Origin of the sequence: Aeromonas sp. QDB31 (genome assembly GCF_027707605.1) — a bacterium.
Lineage (GTDB): Bacteria > Pseudomonadota > Gammaproteobacteria > Enterobacterales > Aeromonadaceae > Aeromonas > Aeromonas media.
This window is the reverse complement of record NZ_JAPCIX010000002.1, coordinates 129343-152536: the sequence shown is the minus strand read 5'-3', so window position 1 is coordinate 152536 and position 23194 is coordinate 129343. Positions and strand designations below refer to the sequence as shown.

Annotated in this window: 10 protein-coding genes and 1 pseudogene; 5 read left to right on the top strand and 6 right to left on the bottom strand. The window is 64.2% G+C overall.

Going from position 1 to position 23194, the window contains the following annotated elements:
* Positions 1-27: 27 nt before the first annotated feature.
* The 4 genes from PG898_RS02670 to PG898_RS02655 all read right to left on the bottom strand — a co-directional run bounded on the left by PG898_RS02670 (position 28) and on the right by PG898_RS02655 (position 5257).
* A complete protein-coding gene (locus PG898_RS02670) occupies positions 28-693 on the bottom strand; it encodes a response regulator (protein WP_043129832.1) in 666 nt (221 codons plus the stop codon).
* On the bottom strand, positions 694-2277 hold the full coding sequence (locus PG898_RS02665; protein ID WP_270823485.1) for an ATP-binding protein: 1584 nt from the start codon (positions 2275-2277) through the stop codon (positions 694-696).
* Entirely contained in the window at positions 2274-3485 is a 1212-nt protein-coding gene (locus PG898_RS02660) for an ROK family protein (RefSeq protein ID WP_218409883.1), read from the bottom strand. The genes PG898_RS02665 and PG898_RS02660 overlap by 4 nt, the downstream gene beginning before the upstream one ends.
* A 104-nt stretch (positions 3486-3589) precedes the next feature.
* Positions 3590-5257: a methyl-accepting chemotaxis protein gene (locus PG898_RS02655; protein WP_270823483.1), complete on the bottom strand. Its 1668-nt coding sequence runs from the start codon at positions 5255-5257 to the stop codon at positions 3590-3592.
* 129 nt (positions 5258-5386) lie between these two features.
* Here PG898_RS02655 and PG898_RS02650 point away from each other — a divergent pair, with 129 nt between their 5' ends.
* The 4 genes from PG898_RS02650 to glpC all read left to right on the top strand — a co-directional run bounded on the left by PG898_RS02650 (position 5387) and on the right by glpC (position 10291).
* On the top strand, positions 5387-5842 hold the full coding sequence (locus PG898_RS02650; RefSeq protein WP_270823482.1) for a YchJ family protein: 456 nt from the start codon (positions 5387-5389) through the stop codon (positions 5840-5842).
* 193 nt (positions 5843-6035) lie between these two features.
* Positions 6036-7718 carry an anaerobic glycerol-3-phosphate dehydrogenase subunit A gene (glpA, locus tag PG898_RS02645; protein WP_270823481.1) on the top strand — a complete coding sequence of 561 codons (1683 nt, stop codon included), beginning with the start codon at positions 6036-6038 and terminating at the stop codon, positions 7716-7718.
* Positions 7708-8985 carry a glycerol-3-phosphate dehydrogenase subunit GlpB gene (gene glpB / locus PG898_RS02640; protein ID WP_270823480.1) on the top strand — a complete coding sequence of 426 codons (1278 nt, stop codon included), beginning with the start codon at positions 7708-7710 and terminating at the stop codon, positions 8983-8985. The genes glpA and glpB overlap by 11 nt, the downstream gene beginning before the upstream one ends.
* Positions 8986-9088: 103 nt before the next feature.
* A complete protein-coding gene (gene glpC / locus PG898_RS02635) occupies positions 9089-10291 on the top strand; it encodes an anaerobic glycerol-3-phosphate dehydrogenase subunit GlpC (RefSeq protein ID WP_270823478.1) in 1203 nt (400 codons plus the stop codon).
* Between the two features lie 122 nt (positions 10292-10413).
* Here the strand turns inward: glpC and PG898_RS02630 are convergent, their stop codons facing one another.
* Together PG898_RS02630 and PG898_RS02625 are read right to left on the bottom strand one after the other, a co-directional pair.
* Positions 10414-18483 (bottom strand): T1SS-143 repeat domain-containing protein, encoded by an 8070-nt coding sequence (locus PG898_RS02630; protein WP_270823476.1) that lies wholly within the window; start codon positions 18481-18483, stop codon positions 10414-10416.
* A gap of 1220 nt (positions 18484-19703) precedes the next feature.
* A pseudogene (locus PG898_RS02625) lies at positions 19704-20918 on the bottom strand (retention module-containing protein); the annotation flags it as partial.
* 802 nt (positions 20919-21720) lie between these two features.
* Between PG898_RS02625 and nrfA the strand changes: the two are divergent.
* Positions 21721-23163 carry an ammonia-forming nitrite reductase cytochrome c552 subunit gene (nrfA, locus tag PG898_RS02620; RefSeq protein ID WP_268424133.1) on the top strand — a complete coding sequence of 481 codons (1443 nt, stop codon included), beginning with the start codon at positions 21721-21723 and terminating at the stop codon, positions 23161-23163.
* The last annotated feature ends 31 nt before the right edge of the window (positions 23164-23194 follow it).

The window sequence follows — 23194 nt, the reverse complement described above, 5'->3', positions numbered from 1 at the left end:
CTCTTTTTTTGGGTTGGAACCGGCCACTCAACGCTGGCGGTAGCGCCGCTCCGGCCGCCCGACGGTGCCGTATTCGAGCTCGGGGCTCGCGAGCTGCTGGCCCACCAGAAACTCCAGGTAGCGGCGCGCCGTGGTGCGACTCACCCCGACCCGGCTGCCTATCTCCTCGGCGCTGGCCCCCTGCTGATTGAGGGCTGCCAGCACCCTTTGCAGGGTGAGGGCATCTATTCCTTTCGGCAGGCCGCCCGCCGCCACCTGCTGCAGCGGGGTGCCAAAGAGCGCATCCACCGCCTGTTGATCGATGTCCGCCAGAGCCGCCAGGGCGGCGCGGCTCTGGCAGTATTTGTCGAGGGTGTCGCGCAGTCGCTCGAACACCACGGGTTTCAAGATGAAATCCACCACCCCGAGGCGCATCGCCTCCTGCAGGGCCGCGGCCTCACGGGCGGCGGTGAGCAGGATGACGTCGAGATGGGCCCCGCACTGGCGCAGCTCCCGCAGCAGGGAGAAACCCTCCCCGTCCGGCAGCCACACATCCAGCAGCACCAGATCCGGCTTGAGGATTGCTATCTGCTCTCTTGCATCGAACAGGGTGAGCGCCACCCCCAGCACCTCGAACCCCGCCAGCCGCTGCACGAAGCGACGGTGGATCTCGGCAATGGCCGGATCATCCTCGACGATCAGGATCTTGATCACTCACACCTCCTTGGGAATGTAACAGACGACGCAACTCCCCTGCGCCGTGGCTTCGATGGTGATGGTCCCCTGCAGGGCATCCAGGGTCTTGCGCACCAGGGCGAGGCCTATGCCGTGGCCGGGTTCGGCCTTGCTGCTCACCCCGCGCTCGAACAAGGTGTCCGCCAAAGCGGGATCCACCCCACCGGCCCCGTCCTCCACCTCCAGGATGAGATCCTGGCCGAGATCGCTCAAAGAGACCCGGATCGGCTGATAGGGGGCACCGTGGCGGCGGGTCGCCTCGAAGGCGTTGTCAATGAGGTTGCCAAGCAGGGTCACCAGCTGGGAGCCGCTGACCCGGGCGGGGATGTCGTGCAGGCGGGAATTCGGGTCCACCTCCAACACCAGTCCCAGCTCGTGGGCCCTGTGGTACTTGCCAAGCAGCAGACCCGCCACCTTGGGCTTGGCGATGGCACCCATCAAAAAACTGAGCAGGGTCTGTTCGGTGGCCGCCTCCCGGCCGATGAAGGCGAGCGCCTCTCGGGTGGCCCCTAACTCGATGAGACCGGCGATGGTGCCAAGCTGGTTGTTGTGTTCGTGGGTCTGCACCCGCAGCAGATCGCTGTAGGCCTGCACCTGGGAGAGCTGGGCACTGAGCTCGGCCAGCTCGTCCTTGCGCCGAAAGCTCGACACGGCGCCGATCAGCTTGCCCTCGCGCACCAGCGGCAGCCGGTTGACGATGAGAGACTGGCCGTTGAGCACTATCTCCTCGTCAAACTGGGGGCTCTGCTCTTGCAAGATGGAGAGCATGCGGCTACCCGGCAGCAGTTGACCGACGGGCTGGCCGATGGCGGCCTGCGCGGCCCGCTCATCGAGGCGCAGCAGCCGGATGCCGTTGGGATTGAGGGAGGTGAGCCTGCCCTGCTCGTCTATGGTAAGGATCCCCTCGCGCACGGTGCGCAGGGTGCAGTCGAGCTCCGCATAGAGGCGCCCTATCTGCTCGGGCTCAAATCCCAGCAGGGCCCGCTTGTAGCGCTTGGCCAACCAGGCTGCGGCGGCGCTGTTGAGCAGCACGATGAGCAGGGTCATGGCGAGACCGAAGCGCAGGAAACCCTGCAGGTCTGCCTCTATGTCCCGCACCAGATAACCGACTGAGACCACACCGATGACCCTGCCCATCTCATCCCGGATGGGCCCCTTGCCGCGCACCGAGACCCCGAGGGAGCCCTGGGCGCGAGAGATGTAGAACTCCCCTTGCAGAGCGCGCCCGGGATCATCCCCCATCATGGGTTTGCCTATCCTGTCCGCATTGGGGTGCACCAGGCGGCGCGCCTCGCCATCACCGATGACGATGTAGCTGGCGCCGACCTCGGCGCGCATCCGCTCCACCAGCACGTTGAGCCGCGCGGTATCGGCCCGCTTCACCCCGGCGATGACGCCGGGCTCACGGGCCACCAGCCGGGCCACGTCGAGGGCCTGATCCCCCACCTCCCGGTAGCGCTGCTCGGAGACGTAGTAGTAGCTGGCCCCGCTCAGCAGCACCAGTTGCAGCAGGCTGACCAGGCAGAGCATGAGCAGGATGCGTCCTTGCAACCCCAGCTTCATGCCTCCCTGTCACCTCGCAACAGGTCGAGCAGCAGGCTGCCGTCCCGCAGGGCCTTGTGCACCTGCACCGAGGTGGGCTTGGTGGGATCTTCGTAAAAATGGGTGGACTCGATCTGCAGGCGGACCAGATATTCCGCCGGCAACTGGCTCGCCAGGGACTGATGCAGCATGGGGAACAGCAGCCGATCGGCCCGGGTGATCTCCCCCCCCAGCAGCAGCTTGCCCGGGTTGAGCAGGCAGATGAGGTTGGCAAGCACCCGGGAGAGCCGGCCCGCCGCCTGATGCAGTATGTCCTGGCACAGGCTGTTGCCCGCCAGCGCCAGCTCGCACAGCTCGCGGATGTTGACGCTCGCCGGCAGATCGTGCTCCTGCATCCGCTCGCGCAGGTCCCGGTACTGGGCCTCCAGCGCTTGATTAGTCACGAGCGTGCAGGCGCAACCGAAGCCACCGCAGTAACAGCGCTGGCCATAGGGCTCCAGCTGCAGGTGGCTGAGATCCCCGAGCAGGGCCGACTCGCTCTCGATGAGCTGGCCGTTGACCACCATGCCCACACCTATGTCGTTGTGGACAAACACCAGCACCGCATCGGCGCAGTTCCTGGCGGCGCCCCACTCCCGCTCGGCCTGGATCCAGGTGCGCACGTCGCCGCTCACCAGCACGGGCACCGCGAAGGCCTGCTGCAGGGTGGGCCCGAGCGGCCAGTTGCGCAGATCATAGAAGGGGAAGTGCTTGACCATGCCGGAGTGGCGCTCCACCTGCCCGGGCAGACAGAGGGCGATGCAGGCCAGCCGCAGGGCCTTCTTCGGCAAGAAAACCTCGATGGCCCGCACCAGGCTGGCCAGCAGGTCGCCGCGCTCGGTCTCGCTGAACAGATGGCGATGACGCGCCAGGGAGTGACCGGCGAGATCGAACAGGGCCATGTCCACATAGCCGCGGCCGAGACGCATGGAGAGAAACTGGAAGCGGCGCTCGTTGATGCGAAGCAAGGTCTGACGACGGCCACGGCCCACCGAGCTCTCACCACAGGTGACCACCAGACCGCCATCGAGCAGTTCGCGGGTGATCTTGGTGATGCTGGCCGGTGAGAGGCCGGTCAAACGGGACAGATCGGTACGGGACAGTTCCTTGTGCTCTTCCAGGCCGGCATAGACCAGGCCGTAGTTGAGCTGACGGATCAAATCGATACTGCCTTTCACGATCTCATTCATAGGGTTGGGGCTAACGAAAGGAACGAATGGCGCGATTTTCCCACATTCTGCGCCGATCCCCAAATTTGCCGTCTGGAAATGACGTCCAGACGGCAAAAATGTGACTAGTAACGGAAGCGGGAGACGAGTTGGCGCAATTTGTCACCCGTGCCGGCCAGGGCCCGGGTGGTGGTGTTGGACTCCCCGGCGGCCTCGGTCAGCTCGCTGACGATCTGCTGTATGGCCACCAGGTTCTTGTTGATCTCCTCGGAGACCGCGTGCTGCTCCTCGGCGGCGGTCGCTATCTGGATGTTCATGTCGTTGATGGTGCTGACCGCCGTCACCATGCTGTCGAGGGAGCTGGCGATGTGGCTCGCCTCCTGCACCGTCTCCTGGCTGCGCGATTCGCTCGCCTGCATCACCTCCACCGCCTGTCGCACGCCGCCCTGCAGCCGTTGCAGCATCTCATTGATCTCCTTGGTGCTCTGCTGGGTGCGACCGGCCAGCGAACGGACCTCGTCCGCCACCACCGCAAAGCCGCGCCCCTGCTCACCGGCCCGGGCCGCCTCGATGGCGGCATTGAGCGCCAGCAGGTTGGTCTGATCGGCGATGCCGCGGATCACCTCCACCACGGACCCTATCTTGCCGGTCTCCTGAGCCAGCTGCTCGATGACCCCGGAGGCGGTGTGCACCTCCTCCACCAGACGGTTGATGCTGCCGATGGCGCTGCCCACCACCTCGCGAGCCGCATCGGATTCCCGCGCCGCGTCGCTGGTGGCGGTGGCCGCGTTGGAGGCGCTGGCCGCCACTTCCTGAGCGGTGGAGCTCATCTCGGTCACGGCGGTGACCACCTGATCCGTCTCCCGGCCATGGCCCTGCATCTGCCGGTCGGCGTGCTCGCTTAAGCTGTGCAGGCGATCCACGGCCCCCAGCAGCTGATGGCTGGTCTCCCCGACCTGGCTCACCACCGACTGGATCCGCTCCACGAAGCGGTTGAAGGCGCTGGCCAGCTGGCCCACCTCGTCCTCGCTCTGCACCTTGAGGCGCCGGGTCAGATCCCCCTCCCCGTCGGCGATGTCATTGAGGGCCGCGACCGCATCCGCCAGCGGCCGGGTGACCCGGTTGCCGAGCACCACTGTCACTGCCAGGGTCACCCCCAGGATCACCAGAATGAGCAGCACGCTGCCCTGCAAGGAGCCGTGCATGTTCTCCTCGCGCTCGCTGCGCAGGGCCGCCAGCTCGGTGTCGATATCATCGATGTAGAAGCCGGTGCCCACTACCCACTGATACTTGTCGAGCACCAGGTTGAAGGAGAGCTTGGGCGCATCCCGCCCGATGGAGGGCTTGTTGGTCCAGTACTCCGAGTAGCCATCCCCCTCGCGGGCCGCCTTGACGATCTCCTGAATGAGGAAGGTGCCCTTGGTATCCTTGTCCTGCCAGCGGTTCTTGCCCTCCACCTCGGGGCGGGTGGGCAGCAGCAAGGTATTGCCCTGGAAGTCGTAGACGAAGAAGTAGCCGTCACTGCCATAACGCAAGGGGCGCAGCAGCTCCTTCACCCGGGCACGCGCCTCCGGGCTGTCCGGCGCAGCATACTCTTTCTCGATGGCGGTCTTGGCGAGCATCAGGTAGCTGCTGAGCAGGGCCTTGCGCTCCTTGACCGCTTTGTCCCTCGCCACCACCAGATCGGACTCCAGATCGCTCTTGGCCACCAGGTAGTTGCTGAGGTTGACCACCAGGGCCATCAGCAGCACGGGGATAGCCCCCAGTAACAGGATCTTCTGCTTTAGTGTCATTGTGTAATCCTTTCTGCTGTTTATTCTTGATGTTCCGTTCCTGCTGCATCGGCATGGGATGCTGGCCGAGGGGGGGCCGCTTTCGCTACAATCCCGCCACCTTCTATTATCGACCCGATGAACTGACCCATGAGCCAATGTCCTTGCGGTTCCTCTCTTTCTCTCACCCAATGCTGCGGCGTGCTTCACGCCGGCCAGGCCGCCACCACCACAGAGCAACTGATGCGCTCCCGCTACAGCGCCTTCGTGCTGGGCTTGGGGGAGTACCTGGTCCACAGCTGGCACCCGGACTATCTGGGCCCTCTGACCGCAGAGGCGCTCTCCCAGACCGACACCCAATGGGACGGACTCGAGATCATCGCCAGCCAGGGCGGTCCTACGGATGAAGCTGGCATGGTGGAATTCAAAGCCTGGTTTCTGGAGGGCGAAGAACGTCACTGCCTGCATGAGCGCTCCCGCTTCATGCGCCACCAGGGGCGCTGGGTCTACACCGACGGCGAGCAGGATCCGGCGCCGCTGCGGGTGGGGCGCAACGATCCCTGCCCCTGCGGCAGCGGCAAGAAGTTCAAGAAGTGCTGCGGCTGAATACCGTGACTCATGTCGACAGAGGGGGCCCGGTGGCCCCCTCTGCTGTTGCTGGAGTGTGACAACAATCACGATTTGCTCATTAACGCCCCCTTTGATGAGCGTTTGCGAACATTAACTTGGCCCATATCAAACATTTTCCACCAGACAGGCGCCACACTGGCCTCATCTGGAAGAGATGAGACGGGCAAGAATGAAAAGAATCACCACAGAAGTCGTCATCATAGGGGGTGGCGCCACCGGGGCCGGCATCATGCGCGACTGCGCGCTGCGCGGCATCGACTGCATCCTGCTGGAGCGGGACGACATCGCCGCAGGCACCACCGGGCGCAACCACGGCCTGCTCCATTCGGGGGCACGCTACGCGGTGACGGATCCGGAGTCCGCCCGCGAGTGCATTCAGGAGAACCGCATCCTCAAGCGGATCGCCAGCCACTGCGTGGAAGCGACCGGCGGCCTCTTCGTCACCCTGCCGGAAGATGACATCAACTTTCAAGGCACCTTCATGGAGGCCTGCGCCCTGGCGGGGATCGAGACCCGGCAGCTGGATCCCCGCGAGGCGCTGCGCCTCGAACCCAACGCCAACCCGGCGCTGATCGGTGCCATCCAGGTGCCGGACGGCACGGTCGATCCCTTCCGCCTCGCCGCCGCAAACGTCTTGGACGCCAAGGAACACGGCGCCCGAATCTTCACCCACAGCAAGGTGCTGGGGCTGCTCCGCACTCAGGATAGGGTGCACGGGGTCAAGGCGATCAACACCCGCACCGGCGAAGCGTTCGAGGTGGAGTGTCAGGAGGTGATCAACGCCGCCGGCATCTGGGGCCAGCAGATCTGCGAATACGCCGATCTCGGCATCCGCATGTTCCCCGCCAAGGGCTCATTGCTCATCATGGATTACCGCATCAACCAGCTGGTGCTCAACCGCGCCCGCAAGCCGGCAGATGCGGACATCCTGGTGCCTGGCGATACCATCTCCCTCATCGGCACCACCTCGAGTCGCATCGACTACCACAAGATTGATCAGCTCACCGTCGACCCCGAAGAGGTAGAGGTGTTGCTGCGCGAGGGGATAAAACTGGCCCCCATCATGGCCCGCACCCGCTTGCTGAGGGCCTACGCCGGCGTGCGCCCCCTGGTGGCGGTGGATGGCGACGAGAGTGGCCGCAACATCAGTCGCGGCATAGTGCTGCTGGATCATGCCGAGCGTGATGGCCTCAAGGGCTTCAACACCATCACCGGCGGCAAGCTGATGACCTACCGCCTGATGGCTGAGTGGGCCACGGATCTCGTCGCCAACAAACTCGGCAACAACAGGCCCTGCCGCACCGCCGAACTGAGCCTGCCCGGCTCGCGGGATCCGGAAAAGGTCTCAGCCCCCGGTCTCTCTGTGCCGGCCGAAGGCTCGGCCCAGTACCGCCACGGCGAGCGGGTCATCGCCTTTTTCCGCGACAACCCCAAGGCCAACGCACTTATCTGCGAGTGCGAGATGGTCACAGCCGGGGAGATTGAATACGCCCTGCGGGAGCTGGATGTGGACAACCTGGTGGATCTGCGCCGCCGCACCCGTCTGGGCATGGGCCCCTGCCAGGGAGAGCTGTGCGCCTATCGCGCCGCCGGTCTGATGCAGGAGTACGGCAAGGCCGACGGTCGTCAGGCCTGCGTCATGCTGCGCCAGTTCCTGGAGGAGCGCTACAAGGGCACCCGTCCGGTGCTCTGGGGCGATGCCCTGCGCGAAGCGGAATTTACCTACTGGATCTACGAAGGGCTGTTCGGCCTTGGCGAGTGGACGGCCCCCCACCTGGTGGCCGAGCCGCCCTTCCCGCTCGATGCCAGCACCGCAGCCAACCCCACCAAGGAGTGCAGCCATGAAATTTGACAGTATCGTGATAGGTGGCGGCATGGCGGGCCTCTCGGCGGCGCTGCGTCTGGCCGAGGCGGGTCAGAAGACGCTGCTGATGGCCTCGGGCCAGAGCGCCCTGCACTTCTCCTCCGGCTCGGTGGATCTGCTGGAGAGCGAAGGCGACCCTCGCGCCGCCCTGCCCGCCTTTATGGCCGAGCACCCCGATCATCCCTACAGCAAGGTGGGTCTTGCCAGCATAGAGGCGAGCCTCGCGGATCTGCAGCGCCACTGCGCCCTGCAGGGCTTGCCCCTGTTTCGCCAGGAGCGCAACCACCAGCGCCTGACCCCCATAGGCACCCTGAAATCCACCTGGCTCTCCCCCGAGACCTGCGCCTGCGTCACGGAGGCGCCCACACCGGACGTCCTGCTGCTGGCGACGCTCGAGGGTTTTCGTGACTTTCACCCGGCGCTGGCGGCAGCCAATCTGGCGACCCACTCGCGCTTCGCCCACAGCCGTATCCTGACTGGTGAAATTCGCCTGCCCCAGCTCGCTGCGTTCAGCCGCAATCCCCACGAGTTTCGCTCTGCGGACATCGCCCGCCTGTTTGACAAACAGCAGCACGACAAGCAGGACCTGCTGACGGACCTGGCCCGCGAGATAGGCCGCATGGTGCAGGAGTGCGGCGAGCCGGGCTGCCGCCATATCGTACTGCCCGCCTGCCTGTCGCTGGGGCTGGTCGGCCCCCGTCTGGCGGAGCTTGAGCAGCGCACCGGCTGCACCATCAAGGAGGTGGCCACCATGCCACCGTCCCTCATCGGGATGCGGATGCAGGAGGCCCTAAAGCGCCGTTTCCTGGCCCTCGGCGGCACCTTCCTCACCAGCGAGCGGGTGCTGGGCGCCCGCTACGACGGCGATAGGGTGATCGGTGTTCATAGCCAGAATGGCGACGATCAGCTGTTCGAGGCGGACCACTTTGTGCTCGCCTCCGGCAGCTTCTTCAGCCGCGGGCTGGAGTCCCGCCTTGGGGGCATTCGCGAGCCCATCTTCGACGCCGACGTCTTGAGCCTCCCCGAGCGTGACGCCTGGGCCGGTCGCCGACTGTTCGACCACCACCCCTTCATGGGCTTCGGGGTCAAGACGGATAACCAGCTGCGGGTGCTGCGCGGCGGCAACCCCCTCGCCAACCTCTATGGCGCGGGCAGCGTGCTGGCCCACTACGACCCTGTCAAAGAGGGCTCGGGCTCCGGGGTCGCCGTCGCCACCGGCTGGCAGGCCGCCGGCCATATTCTGGCGGAGGGCTGAGATGCCTCCCCTTCACTTCCTGACTGCGGGCAGCCAACTGCCCGTTCGACAATCCCATTGCCGCGTCCCTTACGCTTTTCATCCGGCCCGGGAGGAGTAAATCATGCTACTGGATCATGCCAACCAAACCTTCGATCAGTGCATCAAATGCACCGTCTGTACCGCCTACTGCCCGGTGGCCAAGGCCAACCCCGCCTATCCCGGCCCGAAACAGGCGGGCCCGGATGGGGAGCGGCTACGGATCAAGAACCCCGAGCTCTTTGACAGCGCCCTCAAGCACTGCACCAACTGCAAGCGCTGCGAAGTTGCCTGCCCGAGCGGGGTGCGCATCGGCGACATCATCGCCAAGGCCAAGCACCAGTACGGCGGCTTCAAACCGGGAGTACGCGAGTTCGTGCTCTCCCACACGGATCTGATGGGCAGCATGTCTACCCTGATGGCCCCTGTGGTCAACTTCACCACAAGCCTCAAGCCGATGAAGCTGGTACTGGACAAGGCGCTGGGGGTCTCCTCCCACCGCGATCTGCCCAAGTATTCGCAAGGCACCTTCCGCGGCTGGTACAAGAAACAGAAAGCCAGTCAGGCCCGCTTCGAACGTCAGATAGCCTATTTCCACGGCTGTTACGTCAACTACAACCACCCGCAGCTCGGCAAGGAGCTGATGCAGGTGCTCAACGCCATGAACATCGGCATGCAACTGCTGGAGCGGGAGAAGTGCTGCGGCGTGCCGCTGATTGCCAACGGCTTCATGGACAAGGCCAAGCAGCAGGCGGCCTTCAACATCAAGCAGCTGGAGAACACCCTGCTCGGCAACGAGATGCCACTGCTGGCCACCTCCTCCACCTGCGGCTTTACCCTGCGCGACGAATATCCCCACCTGCTGGAGCAGGACAACCACAAGGTGCGAGATCGCATCTCGCTGGTGACCCGCTTTCTGTGGAACGAGTTTTACCAGGGCAACAAGCCGGCGATGAAGCCGCTCAATCTGCACATCGCCTACCACACCCCCTGCCACATGGAGAAGATGGGGGGCGTCATCTACACCCTGGAACTCTTGCGTGCCATTCCCGGGGTCAAGGTGACGGTGCTGGACTCCCAGTGCTGCGGCATCGCCGGCACCTATGGCTTCAAGTCGGAGAACTACCAGACAAGCCAGGCCATCGGCGAGGGGCTCTTTGATCAGATAAACCGGCTCAAGCCCGATCTGGTCATCACCGACTGCGAGACCTGCAAGTGGCAGATCGAGATGAGTACGCCATTCCCCTGTGAACACCCGATCCATCTGCTGGCCCAGGCCTTGGCCTGATCCCCTTGCAACGCCAGGCCGGATGGCCCGCTCGGCAAAGGGGTCGATGGGCAAAAACCAGATAAAGGAAGAGCCGGCAATTGCCGGCTCTTTTCATTCAGCTTGTCCCGCCATCTGTCCCATCAAGGGTGCTGGATGATCAGGCTGTGCTGATCCAGCATGGATTGCAGGATGTCGTGAGAGGAGGAGCCGCCGCTCAGGTTCCAGCCGCTCAGATCCACGTCCTTCAGGGTGATCTGCTGGGTCACCTGACCATCCCCCGCCGGAGAGACCGAGATATTCACATCGCTCAGGCCCGCGCTGCCCGTGGTCACAGACGCAGAGAGGTGGCCCAGCAAGCCATCCACGCTGTTGTCGGTCACCCCCTTGAGCAAGTCCGCCAGATCGATCCTGTCCCCCTCCTCCGGGTGGAAGTCGGTGACGGTGTCGATGGCAGGCTGCGTCGCGGTTCCCTCATCGCCGCTGCCCCACACGAAGAGATCGCTGCCGGCGCCGCCGCTCAGGATGTCATTGCCCTGGCCGCCCCGGAGCATGTCGTCCCCTAGGCCGCCCAGAATGCGATCGTCACCGGTGGAGCCGAACAGCCAGTCTCCCCGATCCGAGCCCAGCAGATTGTGGCCGCTCTGGCTGTGGATGGTGAGGGTCTCCTCGGCCGAGCTCAGGGTGCTGCCACCCGCACTCGACTCGGCGGTCAGGATCAGGCTGTGATCCCCGGCCGCCAGATCTTTCACATAGAGTGGGACCGAGTGTTCCATGGGCAGCAGCCAGTCGCCGTTGTTGTCGGCATGACCCACGCTCTGGCCGTGTTCGTCCACCACCTGAGCACCGCCCAGATTCTGGATCCGCACCGACAGCTCGCCCGGTGCCGGATTGACCACGCTGGCGCTCAGGTTGAGCGGCACCCAGGCCCCTTGCAGGGCGTGGATGTCGTGGGTGCCCAGACCGAGCTGGGGAGCGTCCGCCTCGGCGGTGACAGTGATGCCGACTTGGGTGGTATCGGTGAGCGCACCGCCCGCCCCGGTATTGCCCCGATCCGAGGTGGTGATGGTGAGGTTGTCCTCGCCCCAGAAGTCCTTGGCCGGCTCGTAGTGCAGATTACCGTTGAGCAGGCTGTTGAGATCATCGAGCGGCCCTACCAGGGTGATCTCGTTGCTGCCCACCCCCTGCACCGAGACGGCGCCCGCTGCCCCGAGCAGGGTCAGTGCGCCATGCTCGACCCGCAGCACCATGGACATGGGCGCACTGCCCGCATCCACGTCCTTGACACTGATCCCGGAGAGGGACAATGAACCGTCTTCCTTCACCGCCATGGCGTCCGGCACCTGGTTGATCGGGGCGTCGTTGACCGGTTGCACCTCGATGGACAGCACATCGGTGTCACTCAGGGCGCCGCCACTGCCGGTGTTGCCCTTGTCGTTGGTCACCATGGTCAGGGCATCCTGACCATTGAAGTCCTGCTCGCCCTGATAGGTCACCCCGCCAGAGAGCAGCGCATTGATGGCATCCTGGGAGCCGCTCAACACCAGGGAGCCGGTGCCATTGCCGGTCACTGTCACCCCGCTGCCGACCGGCAGGTTCAGGGTGCCGTGCAGTACGGACAGGGTCACCTCCATGGTGCTGCTGCCTGCATCCACATCGCTCACCTGCAGACCGTGAATGACGAAGGGTTGATCCTCCTGGGCCACCTGGGGCTCCCCTGGCAGCACGTTGACGGGGGCATCGTTCACCGGGCTCACATCCACCTGGATGCTGCCACCCACCTCGGGGCCAAGGGCACCATGATCCAGACTCTGGGCCGTCACCTTGATCTCCAGGGCGCCATTGGCGTCGTTGGTCACCAGCTCCACCGCATCGAGCCTGCCACCGTCCGTGGTGACCTGCCAGCGGCCGCCGCCCAAGTCCACCACAGTGCCTCTGACCCCGTTCGGCAGGCGAATTTCTGCCCCGTCCGGTACCCCTTCCAGGGTGACGCGCACCTGCTCGGGGCCATTTTCATGCACGTTGCCGGCACTGCCGCCGGTGGCCTGGGTATCCCGCGTCTCCAGCCCTAGGTTCAGGGTGATCACATCTCCCTCGGCGCCGCTCGCCTTGCTTTCTATGTCGGCGATGATGACATCCCCCACCGGATTGACGGTGACGGTGAAGCCCGCACTGGTTTCAAGCGGCAGGGTCAGCCCCTTGTCCAGGGTAAACGCGCTCAGGGTCAGATCCACGGTGCCGCTGAAATCGGCAGGCGGGATCAGGGCCAGTCTGGTGAAATCGGTGCCCACCGGCACCTGCCACACCCCACCGCCGTTGTTGACCGCAGGGGCGGACAGGGTGAAGCCGTCCGGTACCCCCCTGATCTGCAGCCCCACTATCTGCTCGGAGCCGTCGGTGTCGATGAGGCTGGCCCCCAGCCCGCCAAGGCTGATGCTACCATCGTCGTCGCCGCTCACGTTCTGCACCGTGAGCTTGGCCGGATCGTTGACCGGCAGCACCTCGAAGCCCACCTGACCGCTCCAGCTCCCCCGATCCGTGCCCGTGGTGGCGGTGTCGAGAATATCCACCGTCACCGCCAGCGGCACCTTGCCGCTGAAGTGCTCCTTGGGTACGAACACCAGATCCTTGAGCGCCGCCGGGTCGTTCACCGTGAGGGTGAAGACCGGCTGGCCGTTCTTGTCGAGGAAGTGACCATATTGGGGATCCACGGTCACGACCACCCGCTCCACGGTCTCGAGACCGCCATCGGCCACCGAGGGGCTGATGTCCGCGAGCTTGACCGAGAGATCGAGGTGGATTTCGGTGTCTTCCAGATTGTCCGGCTGGCCGTCGCCGTTCACATCCTTCACGTTCAGCTGCAGCTCGGGCTGACCGTCCGGCCCGCCGTTGATGTCCACTTCGGGGGTGATGGAGAGTCTGATATCCTTCTCCACCTGCTTGGTGTCACCACTCACGGTGTCGGTATTGACCAGGCGCACCTTGAAGCCCAGGCCGTCGCCGGCATAGTCGTCAGGCAGGGTCAGGGTCAACTTGTCGAGGTCATCGAGCCCCCCCGGCAGCTTGATCAGGTACTCGCCGTTGACGAAGTCATAGGTGAGCCCCTGCACGTTCACGCCGGGGGGCAAGCCGGTGATGACGATGCTGAGCTCGTCGTCCCCGATATCCGCCGTGCCCAGGGTCACCATGTCCTTGAACTGGCTGCCGAAGTTGACGCCCTGATCCTCCACCCCGGTGATGGGGGCGCTGTTGTCAAAATCGACATCGGCGGCCACCTGGCCCGAGTGGGTTGCCCCCTGGAAATCGGCACTGGCGGTCATCTCTCGATAGGCCGGCGCGCTCACATCCCCCTCGTTGTTGTCGCCAAGGTCGATCACCCTGGCGCTGACCTTGAAGATGACGGTGCCGGTGAAGCCGTCCGGGGAGCGCAGGGCATAGCTGCCGAGGGCATCGTGGGGAACAGTCCAGTTGCCCTGGCCATCGTGGATCCCGCCCACCACCACGAAGCCGGGGGGCAGATCGCTGATGACCAGGTAGTCGATGGTCTCGACGCTGCTGGGGTCCAGATCCTGGAACACGAAGACGCCGTCCAGCGGGATGGCGTGCCCGTCCGGGCTCTCCAGCTGACCGGTCTGCACCAGGTTGCCATCGGGCTCCACCACCGCCTGAATATCCACATGCAGGGTGCCGTCGATCACCTTCTCGGCAACGGTGCCCGAATCCACATCATGCTGGGTTACGGTCACATGGCTCTGAAGAGTGGTGTCCCGATCGCTGTCTTCCAGGCCCTTCACCAGCAGCTGGCCGCCGCTGAGCAGGCTCTGCAGCTCGGCGTCGCTCAAGTCCACGGCGCCGCCGGTGACCGCCAGCTGGGTATCCACTCCCCCGACCCGGATCCAGATCTCGTAACCCGGCGCTATGCCGGAGAGGCCGAGGTGCGTCACCTGCTCGGCGCCGTCGGTCAGGTCCGGCTGCCAGTCCAGCACGGTGAACTGATCCTCCAGGCCATGGCTGGTCCTGGCATAGTCGGTGGCGTCGATCGCGGGCTCCACCTTGATGGTGAGGGGCACGTCGAAGCTCTTGTGATCGCCGTCATTCTCGGTCACCACCACGTGGCCGACCAGGTGCAGATCGGCTGTGCTGTTGGGGGGCGGCTGGATCTGCAGGTTGCCAAGGCTCGACACGTCGACCTGATAGAGGGGGTTGCCCTTGCCATCGAGCCCGGCGAAGGTCAGGGTCAGCTCCTTGCCGTTGCCATCGAACACCCTGGCCCCTTCGGGCAGGCCTTCCAGCACCAGGTTCAGGGTTTCCGAGTGATCGAGCGGGGTATCCGTCCACTCCCCCGAGGTGAGCTTGAAGTCCAGCGGTGCCCGGCCATCCTCCTGGATGGTGATGCTGTAGCCGTTGCCATCCTGGGTCCAGTCGCTGGTATTGAGATCGAAATGGGGCTCGTCCACCACCCCCACCAGATCCACGTGCAGGCTCTGGGAGCCGGTCTCCTTCTCATTCACCACTGTGTGGGTCTGACCATTGGCGTCGGTCAGGGTGGCGCTGTCCTTCACGACGCCCTTGATGGTGAGCTCGAAGTCGACGTTGCTGTTCTTAGGCGGCTCGAGCTTGAGGTCATTGATGCGGTCATAGGGCACCTCGTAGTACCCGTTGGCATCCAGGGTGACCGCTACCCCGCCCAGCAACAGGCTGGCACCGGCGGGCAGGCCGCTGATGCGCACGAACAGCTGCTCGGAGCCATCAGTGGTGTCTCCCAGATGGGCGAGCCCTATCTTGCTGCCCAGATCGATCAGGGTGTCTTCCTTGCCCTGGATCTCGCGCACGGTGAGCTTGGCGTCATCCGCCTGCGGGTTCACGTTGACAATCACCTCCAGCGGATCGCCGAGGGCAGTCTCCTTGCCGGTCACTACCGGGGTCTTCTCCGTGCTCACCGGCGTCACAATGAGCCTGATGTCACCGCCGTAGTCCTTGCCGGGCACTACGGTCACCTTGTTGATGTCGCCACCGGCCACCGTATAGAGGCCGTTCGCCCCCGGGGTGAGCACCTTGCCGTTCAGGGTCAGAGAGCCCTCACCGGACGCCCACTCTATCTGGTAGCTCAGGGCCTCGGAGCCGTCCGTGTCGGTGAGGCTGGCCTTGACGTTGAGGGCGATGCCGCTGCTGTCCTCGTCCGTGCTGTAGTGCTGATGGGTGCTGCCGGCGTCCCACAACGGCTTGTCGGCAATGCCCTGCACCGTGATGGCGAGATCGCCGGTCACGGCGGGCGGTGGCGTTCCCTCGCTTACCCCGACCTGCAGTTGCACCTGGAAGTGCAGTGGCTGCTTGTTGTTGCTCCAGCTGGACCAGTCATCCGCCGGCACGAAGGTGAGACCCTGGGTCTGGTAGTTGACGTTGTCCGTGGTCACCATGGCCGCCGGCGGCACGATGAACCACTTGCCATCGGCCGTGGTGGTGAGGGCCACCCCGTGGTAGTAGAAGGTACCGTGGGCGTTGACCGGCGCCTGGATCAGCAGTTGATCCACGTGTTCTCCCCGGTCGAAATCGCCGATATCGAGGCGCATGTCGATGGCAATGCCATGGCCCGGATCCTGGGCTCCCTGATCTTCCTGCCCGGTGACCGCCTTCACGGTGAAACTCACCGCCTCATCCTGCAGATTGAGGGTCAGGGTGCTCTCGGCGATATCGCCGTCACCGTCGACCAACTGGGCGCTGATGACCTGGCTAAGGGAGGCGGCATCGTGATCGAAGCCGGGCCTCGGCGTGAAGCTGTAGTTGCCTTCCTGCCCTATGGTCAGGGATCCCATCACCTGCTTGCCGTCCGGGCTCATCACATCCAGGGTCAGGCTGCCGTTGATGGCATGCAGCTGGCCGTTCACGGTGACCGAGGCAACTCTGGCGCCATCGGCCCCCTCGTTGGCGGGGGGCAGCAGATCGCCGCTCACGGCACTGCCGGTCTCGTTCAGGTGATGAGTCAGATGCGTGCCGATGGGCATGTCATCCTGCACCTTCACTTCCACCGTCACATTGGGGCTGCGATCCCCGTCAGAGTCGGTCACGAACAGCGGTATTTCGATACCCAGTTCATCCTTGCCCTGGGCGCCGTGATCGAGCTGGCCCACCAGGTGGACGCTGTAGCTGCCATTGACGTCGAGATGGACCCAGAACACCGGCTTGCCACCCTCCGCACTCGCCAGATACCAGCCAGGGCTATGGGCCGCCAGGGTCACCTCTTTGCCACCCGAGGTGAGGTGATTCGCCTGATTGAAGGCCGCCACATCCAGCTCGAGGGAGGCCACCCTGTCCGAGCCGGCGCCTATGGTCACCTGGCCACCTGCCCTCTCCCCGTTCTCGGTGGGGGTGGTTCCCGGATGCTGGCTGCCGCTCGCATCCAGATCCGCCTCCTCGACCCGCACGGATTCTATGGCCGAGATCACGGGGTCAGCCGCATCGGTGATCACCGCCGTGGTGCTGCCGGTGATCACCGAGCCATCGCTGTCGGTCACCTTGACCGGCAGGGTCAGGGTGAGGCTGTCGCTCGCCCCGTGATCCAGGTTGGTGTGCACCTTCACCTGGTAGTCGAGGGTCGCGTCGGTATGCGCTTCGATACGGCCCGGCACGCTCGGCAGGGTGATGCTCAGCACCAGGGTGCCGCTCGCCGTGACCGCCTGGAAGCCGTGGCCATTGCTGCCCGGCACCTCCTGCCAGGCCAGCGTCTCGCCGTTGTAGGTAATGGGGTTGCCGCTCCCATCCACCACCAGGCCAAAGAGGGTCAGCCGCACATCCACCACGGGATCGGAATCCGCCGTGATGGTCAGGGTGCCGGTGGCCTGCTGATCATCGCCGGTCTGGTTGTTGCCGGCGCCATCGAAGCGGCCTTCACTGAGCGTCACCCCGGTCAGGGTGATGGTCGGGTTGTAGCCCTCGACGAGGCTGACGTTGAGGGTGCCCGTGGTGCTGTCGTTGTTGCCGCTGCCCTTGTCGCTGTCGACGACATTGATCTTGAACGGCAGCTCGGTGGTACTGTCACCGCGCTGGTGAACCCCCTCGAACAGGGTCACCTTGTAGTCAAAGCTGTTGCTGGCGGCATTGTCGAGCTTGCCCACCAGTTCTACCTGGAGCACCTCGACGCGCACGCCGTTCACTTCCACATAGCCTTTGAGGATCTGGTTGCCCGGGATGGCGGGATCCCCGCCCACCAGTTCGTATTTGACACTCTGGCCCAGGGCGCTCAGGGTCGGTTGCTCGGCGGGATCGGCGAACGACACCTCACTCACCCGATCCGAGCCCGCATCGATCTGGAAGTGGCCGGTGCCGGTCAGGGGGTTGCTGCCATCGAGGTTGCCCTCATCCAGGCTCACCCCGCTGCCCGCCACGAAGACGGGCGCATTACCGTCTTTGATGGTCAGCGGCAGCCGGGTGGAGACCCTGTCCCCGTCCTTGTCGCTCAGCGTCACATCGAGCGGCAGGTCGAGGGACTCGCTCCCCTGGTGATCCAGCTCGCCGAGCAAGGTGACCTTGGTTGTCACACTCCAGTTGCCGTTGCTCTCCACTAGGCTCAGCTCGGCCCGCAGCACCTCGCGGCCGTCCGCGCTGGTCCCAACCAGATCCCCGTTGGCATCCAGGGTGAAGGTGACCTTGCTGCCGTGGCTGCTGTATTTGCCATCCAGGCTCTGCTGAATGGCCGCGATATCGAACTTCAGACTATCGGGCGCCAGGGCATCAGCCCCGTGGCTCACGGTGAAGCTCATATTGCTCACCACGGCGCCATCCCCCTGGTTCGCCTCAGTCATCTCGGTGCCGGTCACGGCGCTGATCACCGGATTGGCGCCATCGCCGATGGCGACGCTCAGGGTGGAGGAGACTTTGTCTCCATCGGAATCGGTCAGGGTAAAGCCCGCCTTCAGCAGGCTGTTCTCCGCGCCCTGATCCAGCGGCTGGTTCAGGGTGAAGACGTAGTGGCCGGCTTGATCCAGCGCCAGCGTAAAGACGTTCTGGCCGTTGACCGTGCCGCTGATGCTGTTGCCGCTGACACTGATGACCACGGGTGCGCCACCGCTGGTGAGGCCCTGCAGGCCCGGCTGGCTGGCATCGAATGCGATGTTGACCAGGGGGTCGGCACCTGCGGTGATGGCAAGATCCCCGATGAGGGTCTGGACCGTACTCCAGTCGCTGTCTTCCACCAGAGTGAGGGAAACCGGGTCCACCTGCGGCAAGGCGCCGTCGGTGATGGCGATATTGAGGGTGCCGAGCTTGCTCTTGTCACCGTCGAAATCGGTGCCCTGACCTGCAGCCCCAGGTTGACACTGTTGGTGCCCACCGGTTGATCCAGCACGCCGTCGAGCTTCACATGGTACTTGCCGTCCAGATCCAGGGTGACGGTCAGCACCGTCTTGCCACCCGCATCCAGCAGGGTGACCTGGTTGCCGCTGACCTGATAGCGGGTCGGCTGGCCGCTGCTGGTGAGACCGTTCAGGCCGGGCTGATTGGCCTCGAAGTTGAGGGACACCAGGCGATCGCTGCCCACGTTAACCGGCAGCTGGCCGTCCAGGGTCTGGCCAGCCCCGCCCTCCTGCAGGCTGACGCCGACGTCGAGTCCGAGGCTGGGATCGGTGCCGTCATTGATGGCAATCTGAAGGTCGGCGCGGGTCTCGTCGCCGTCTATCTCCCTGGCGGAGATGGAGAGGCCGAGGGAGAGCCGGTCGCTGCCCTGATGGTCGAGGGGCCCATTGAGAGAGACGGTCACGGTGCCCTTGATGTCGCTGCCATGTTGACTGGCCGTCAGCTCGGCCTTCAATACCTCGACCCTGTTGCCGTTGCCATCCTGGTAATAGCCGGTGAGCAGACGGTCACCGCTGAATTCGAAGCTCAGCACATGGCCGTCGCTGCCAAGGCCGCTGCCGTTCAGACGAGTGAGGGTCGCTGCCTGATCGGCAAAGGCAAGGGAGTCCGGCGGTGTGCTGTCCACCAGCTCGACGCTGAGGTTGGCGTGTACCAGATCCCCGTCGCTGTCACGGTACTCCAGGGCAAAGGGCAGGCTCAGACTCTCCTGGCCGTGATCCAGGCTCTGGTGCCAGACGATGCGATAGCTGCCGTCATTGGCCAGGGTCAAAGTGAAGACGGTGACGCCCCCCGCGCTGGCACTGAGGGTCTGACCGCTGATCTGATAGTTCAGAGGCAAACCCTGGCTGCTGAGGTTCATCTGCTCAAGGGCGCTCTGATCGGCGCCGAAGCTCACCTGCAGGTTGCCGTCCATGCCGGCGCCGGTATGGAGAGAGCCGCTGGCAGTGACCAGGCCCTTGGCCAGATCCGCCTCGGACAGGGTCAACACGTCGCTCTGCCCGATGAGGGGAGCCCCGTCGATCACCCGGTTGCCCGCGAGATCCGTCACCTCGGCGCGCACCTCGTAGGGGCCTTCGATGCCGGAGAGATCCAGGCCGCTGAGTTGCCAGCGACCGTCGCTGCCCACCAGGGCGCTGCCGCTATGGAGGATCTGGCCACTCTGGTCGATGAGGGTGATGGTGACGCGCTGGCCCGCCTCCACCTCGCTGGTGCTGCCGCTCAGGGTCACGTTGTCACGACCCAGGATGCTGCCGGTGTCGAGATCATCGATGTCGATGGCGGCCCGGGTGTCGACGGTGACGGTCAGGATGTCGCTGGCCCGGTTGCCGGCGATGTCGACCGAGTCGACCCGAAAATCATGGGCGCCGTCGGTCAGGGTATCGGGGATGGGGTATTGCCAGTTGCCGTTGCCATCCACGGTGAGCACGGCCAGCACCTTGCCCTCCAGGCTCAGGGTGACGGTGGCGCCGGGCTCCCCCTTGCCCTGCAGCAGCGGCCTGGTGTCGCGGGTGAGATCGTCCACCTGACTGGCGCCGGTGTCGCTCTCGTCGCTGAGATCGAGGGTAATGGTGGTGATGGTGTCGAGCAGGGTCTGGCCGGTGTCGCTGGCCCGGTTGCCGGCCGCATCCTGGGTATCGGCCTGGATACTGAGCGGGCCATCCACCAGCTTGCCGGTGACGTCGCCGAAGTTGGCCTCCCAGACGAAGCCCGGCAGCACCACTGTGGTGGTGGTGAGGCGGTTGCCCTCCTGATCAATCAGGGTGACAGTCACCGTCTGGCCTACCTCGACGTCCTCGACGACGCCGCGAATGATGACGCCGGTCGCCTCGTCGCCGTTGATGATGTTGTCGGCGGTCTGGGGCTCGGTGATGGTGATGGCCGCCAGCAGATCCTGATCTTCCGAATAGAGCAGCTCTTCCCCTGGCAGGGCTCCCTGATGATCGGTTTCAAAGCCAGCCTCCGCCAGGGTCGCATCATTGATGCGATCCACCACCACGAAGCCGCCGGCGCTGGAGCCGACCACACCACCCGCAGTGCCGGCGGCCGCGTCACCGGCCGCGGTCTCCTCAAACAACTCGGTCGGGTCGGCACCCTGACGGATGGCCTCCTGCAGAGTGGCCAGCTCGGGATTCATGGCCCCGACAGGACCCACTCCCCCCTGTTCGGGTTGGCTGGCATCGGGGGCCTCACCGGCAGGGTCAGCCAGCTCGAATCGCCCGTCGGACTCGGTGAGCAGGCGCATCCCCGGCTCCAGTTGCATGCCAGGGGTGGCACGGCGCAAGGTGCCGTCGGCATCCATCACAAACACGGCGCCCTCCACCTGGGTAACAAGAGTCGGTTTCTCGATTCGCAGCTCGGCCATATATCCTCCAACGGGTAAACACAGGCTTTCCCAGAGATGAAGCGTAAGGAAAACCACCGTGACAGGCGGACATTTTACCGCCACCCACCCGTGCAACCCTTCGCCATTTTCGAAAATATCGAAAGTAAATGCCGCAAAACATCCTATTTAATTCAATTAAACGCTGTGAACCACGGAGATAATCGAGATATAACGCTTTTTTTCACGCCTCAGATGACAAACATGGCTCTTCTTCTCCCCGTTCATACGACAGCTTCTGACAGGCACCCATCCGTTCAGGGTTTACCACTATTTCACCAGGCGAACGTCAGCCCCCCATCCCCATCACGAAAAAAGAATATATATTCACTTCTACTTGAAGCCTCTCCGCACCATAGGGGCTGACCCCCTACCCGCCCTCACCCAGACACTCCTCTTCCATCCCGAGATGCTGGCTCGTCGCAGTGCGTCATCAAAGGATAAGGATGGGGATAACCGCTAGATTGGGCTCAATAATTCAACCTGGATCTCACTTTTTGCATTAGCCGTCCATGCCAATTGATCTAGCGCAACTCCCGGAGGGATAAATGATTATCCATTTTACCCATTTGGTATTATCTCCACGAGCAAGTGCATAAAAATCATTTTATATGCAGTCATAACAATTAATCAGCCTGCCATGCCCATCGACCATGGGCACAGATGTCCACGCACCAAGATGGAACGGTCAGGCTCGGCATGGACAATTTATCTGGGAGTGATGACCGTGGGTTCACACAACAAGCCATTTCGGCCGGGTCTGGCCGCCCTGCTGCTGACTGCCCTGCTGGGCGCCAGCATGCTGGCGCAGGCAGACGAGACAGCCCCCGAAGGCAAGATCGAGGCACGCAGCGAGCTGTTCGCCAAGGATCACGCCGATCAGTTCAGCAGCTGGAAAGGCACCAGCGAGAGCCGCGAGCGTACCGACGCCCTGGCGGACGATCCGCAGATGGTGGTGCTCTGGGCCGGCTACCCCTTCTCCAAGGATTACAACAAGCCGCGCGGCCACTTCTATGCGCTGACCGACGTGCGGGAAACCCTGCGCACCGGCGCCCCCAAGACCGCCGAAGATGGCCCCCTGCCCATGGCCTGCTGGAGCTGCAAAGGCCCGGACGTGGCCCGCGTCATCGACGAGAAGGGTGAGGATGGTTACTTCAAGGGGATGTGGGCAAAAGGCGGTCCCGAGATCGTCAACACCATCGGCTGCGCCGACTGCCACGACACCGCCTCGAAAGAGTTCAAGGAAGGCAAACCTGCCCTGCACCTCTCCCGTCCCTATGCCGACCGGGCCATGACCGCCATCGGCAAGCCGTTTAAGGAGCAGGGACGTTTCGATCAGCAGTCCCAGGTGTGCGGCCAGTGCCACGTGGAGTACTACTTCAGCGGCCCCACCAAGGCGGTGAAATTCCCCTGGGACAAGGGCACCACCGTGGAGCAGATGGAAGAGTACTACGACGAGATCGGTTTCGCCGACTGGACCCATGCCCTCTCCAAGACCCCCATGCTCAAAGCCCAGCACCCCGAATACGAGACCTGGCGCGCCGGCATTCACGGCCAGAACAACGTCGCCTGCGTCGACTGCCATATGCCCAAGGTGCAGAACGAGCAGGGCAAGGTCTACACCGATCACAAGGTGGGTAACCCCTTCGATCGCTTCGATCAGACCTGCCGCAACTGCCACACCCAGAGCAAGGAGATGCTGCAAGGCATAGTCCAGCAGCGCAAGGATGCGGTGACCGAGATCAAGCTCAAAGTCGAGAAACAGCTGGTGCACGCCCACTTTGAAGCCAAGGCCGCCTGGGATGCCGGCGCCACCGAAGCCGAGATGAAGGACATTCAGCAGGACATCCGCCACGCCCAATGGCGCTGGGACTTCTCCATCGCCTCCCACGGGGTACAGATGCACGCCCCGGAAGTGGCGCTGCGCATGCTGGGCACCGCCCTGGACAAGGCCGCCGATGCCCGCACCAAGCTGGCACGCCTCTTGGCCGCCAAGGGGATCAGCCACGAGATCGCCATTCCTGACATCTCCAGCAAGGAGAAGGCCCAGGCCGCCCTTGGCATGGACATGAAACAGATGAATGCCGACAAGGCCCAGTTCCTCAAGACCACAGTCCCCGCCTGGGATGCCGAGGCCAAAGCGGCCGGACGGCTCGCACAATGACGAGATTTGCGGGCCCGCCGAGTCGGGCCCG

Coding starts and splice junctions, on each gene's coding strand:
- PG898_RS02665 (WP_270823485.1), bottom strand. CDS start 2,277: ATGAAGCTGGGGTTGCAAGGACGCATCCTGCTCATGCTCTGCCTGGTC.
- glpA (WP_270823481.1), top strand. CDS start 6,036: ATGAAAAGAATCACCACAGAAGTCGTCATCATAGGGGGTGGCGCCACC.
- glpB (WP_270823480.1), top strand. CDS start 7,708: ATGAAATTTGACAGTATCGTGATAGGTGGCGGCATGGCGGGCCTCTCG.
- PG898_RS02660 (WP_218409883.1), bottom strand. CDS start 3,485: ATGAATGAGATCGTGAAAGGCAGTATCGATTTGATCCGTCAGCTCAAC.
- glpC (WP_270823478.1), top strand. CDS start 9,089: ATGCTACTGGATCATGCCAACCAAACCTTCGATCAGTGCATCAAATGC.
- nrfA (WP_268424133.1), top strand. CDS start 21,721: ATGACCGTGGGTTCACACAACAAGCCATTTCGGCCGGGTCTGGCCGCC.
- PG898_RS02650 (WP_270823482.1), top strand. CDS start 5,387: ATGAGCCAATGTCCTTGCGGTTCCTCTCTTTCTCTCACCCAATGCTGC.
- PG898_RS02655 (WP_270823483.1), bottom strand. CDS start 5,257: ATGACACTAAAGCAGAAGATCCTGTTACTGGGGGCTATCCCCGTGCTG.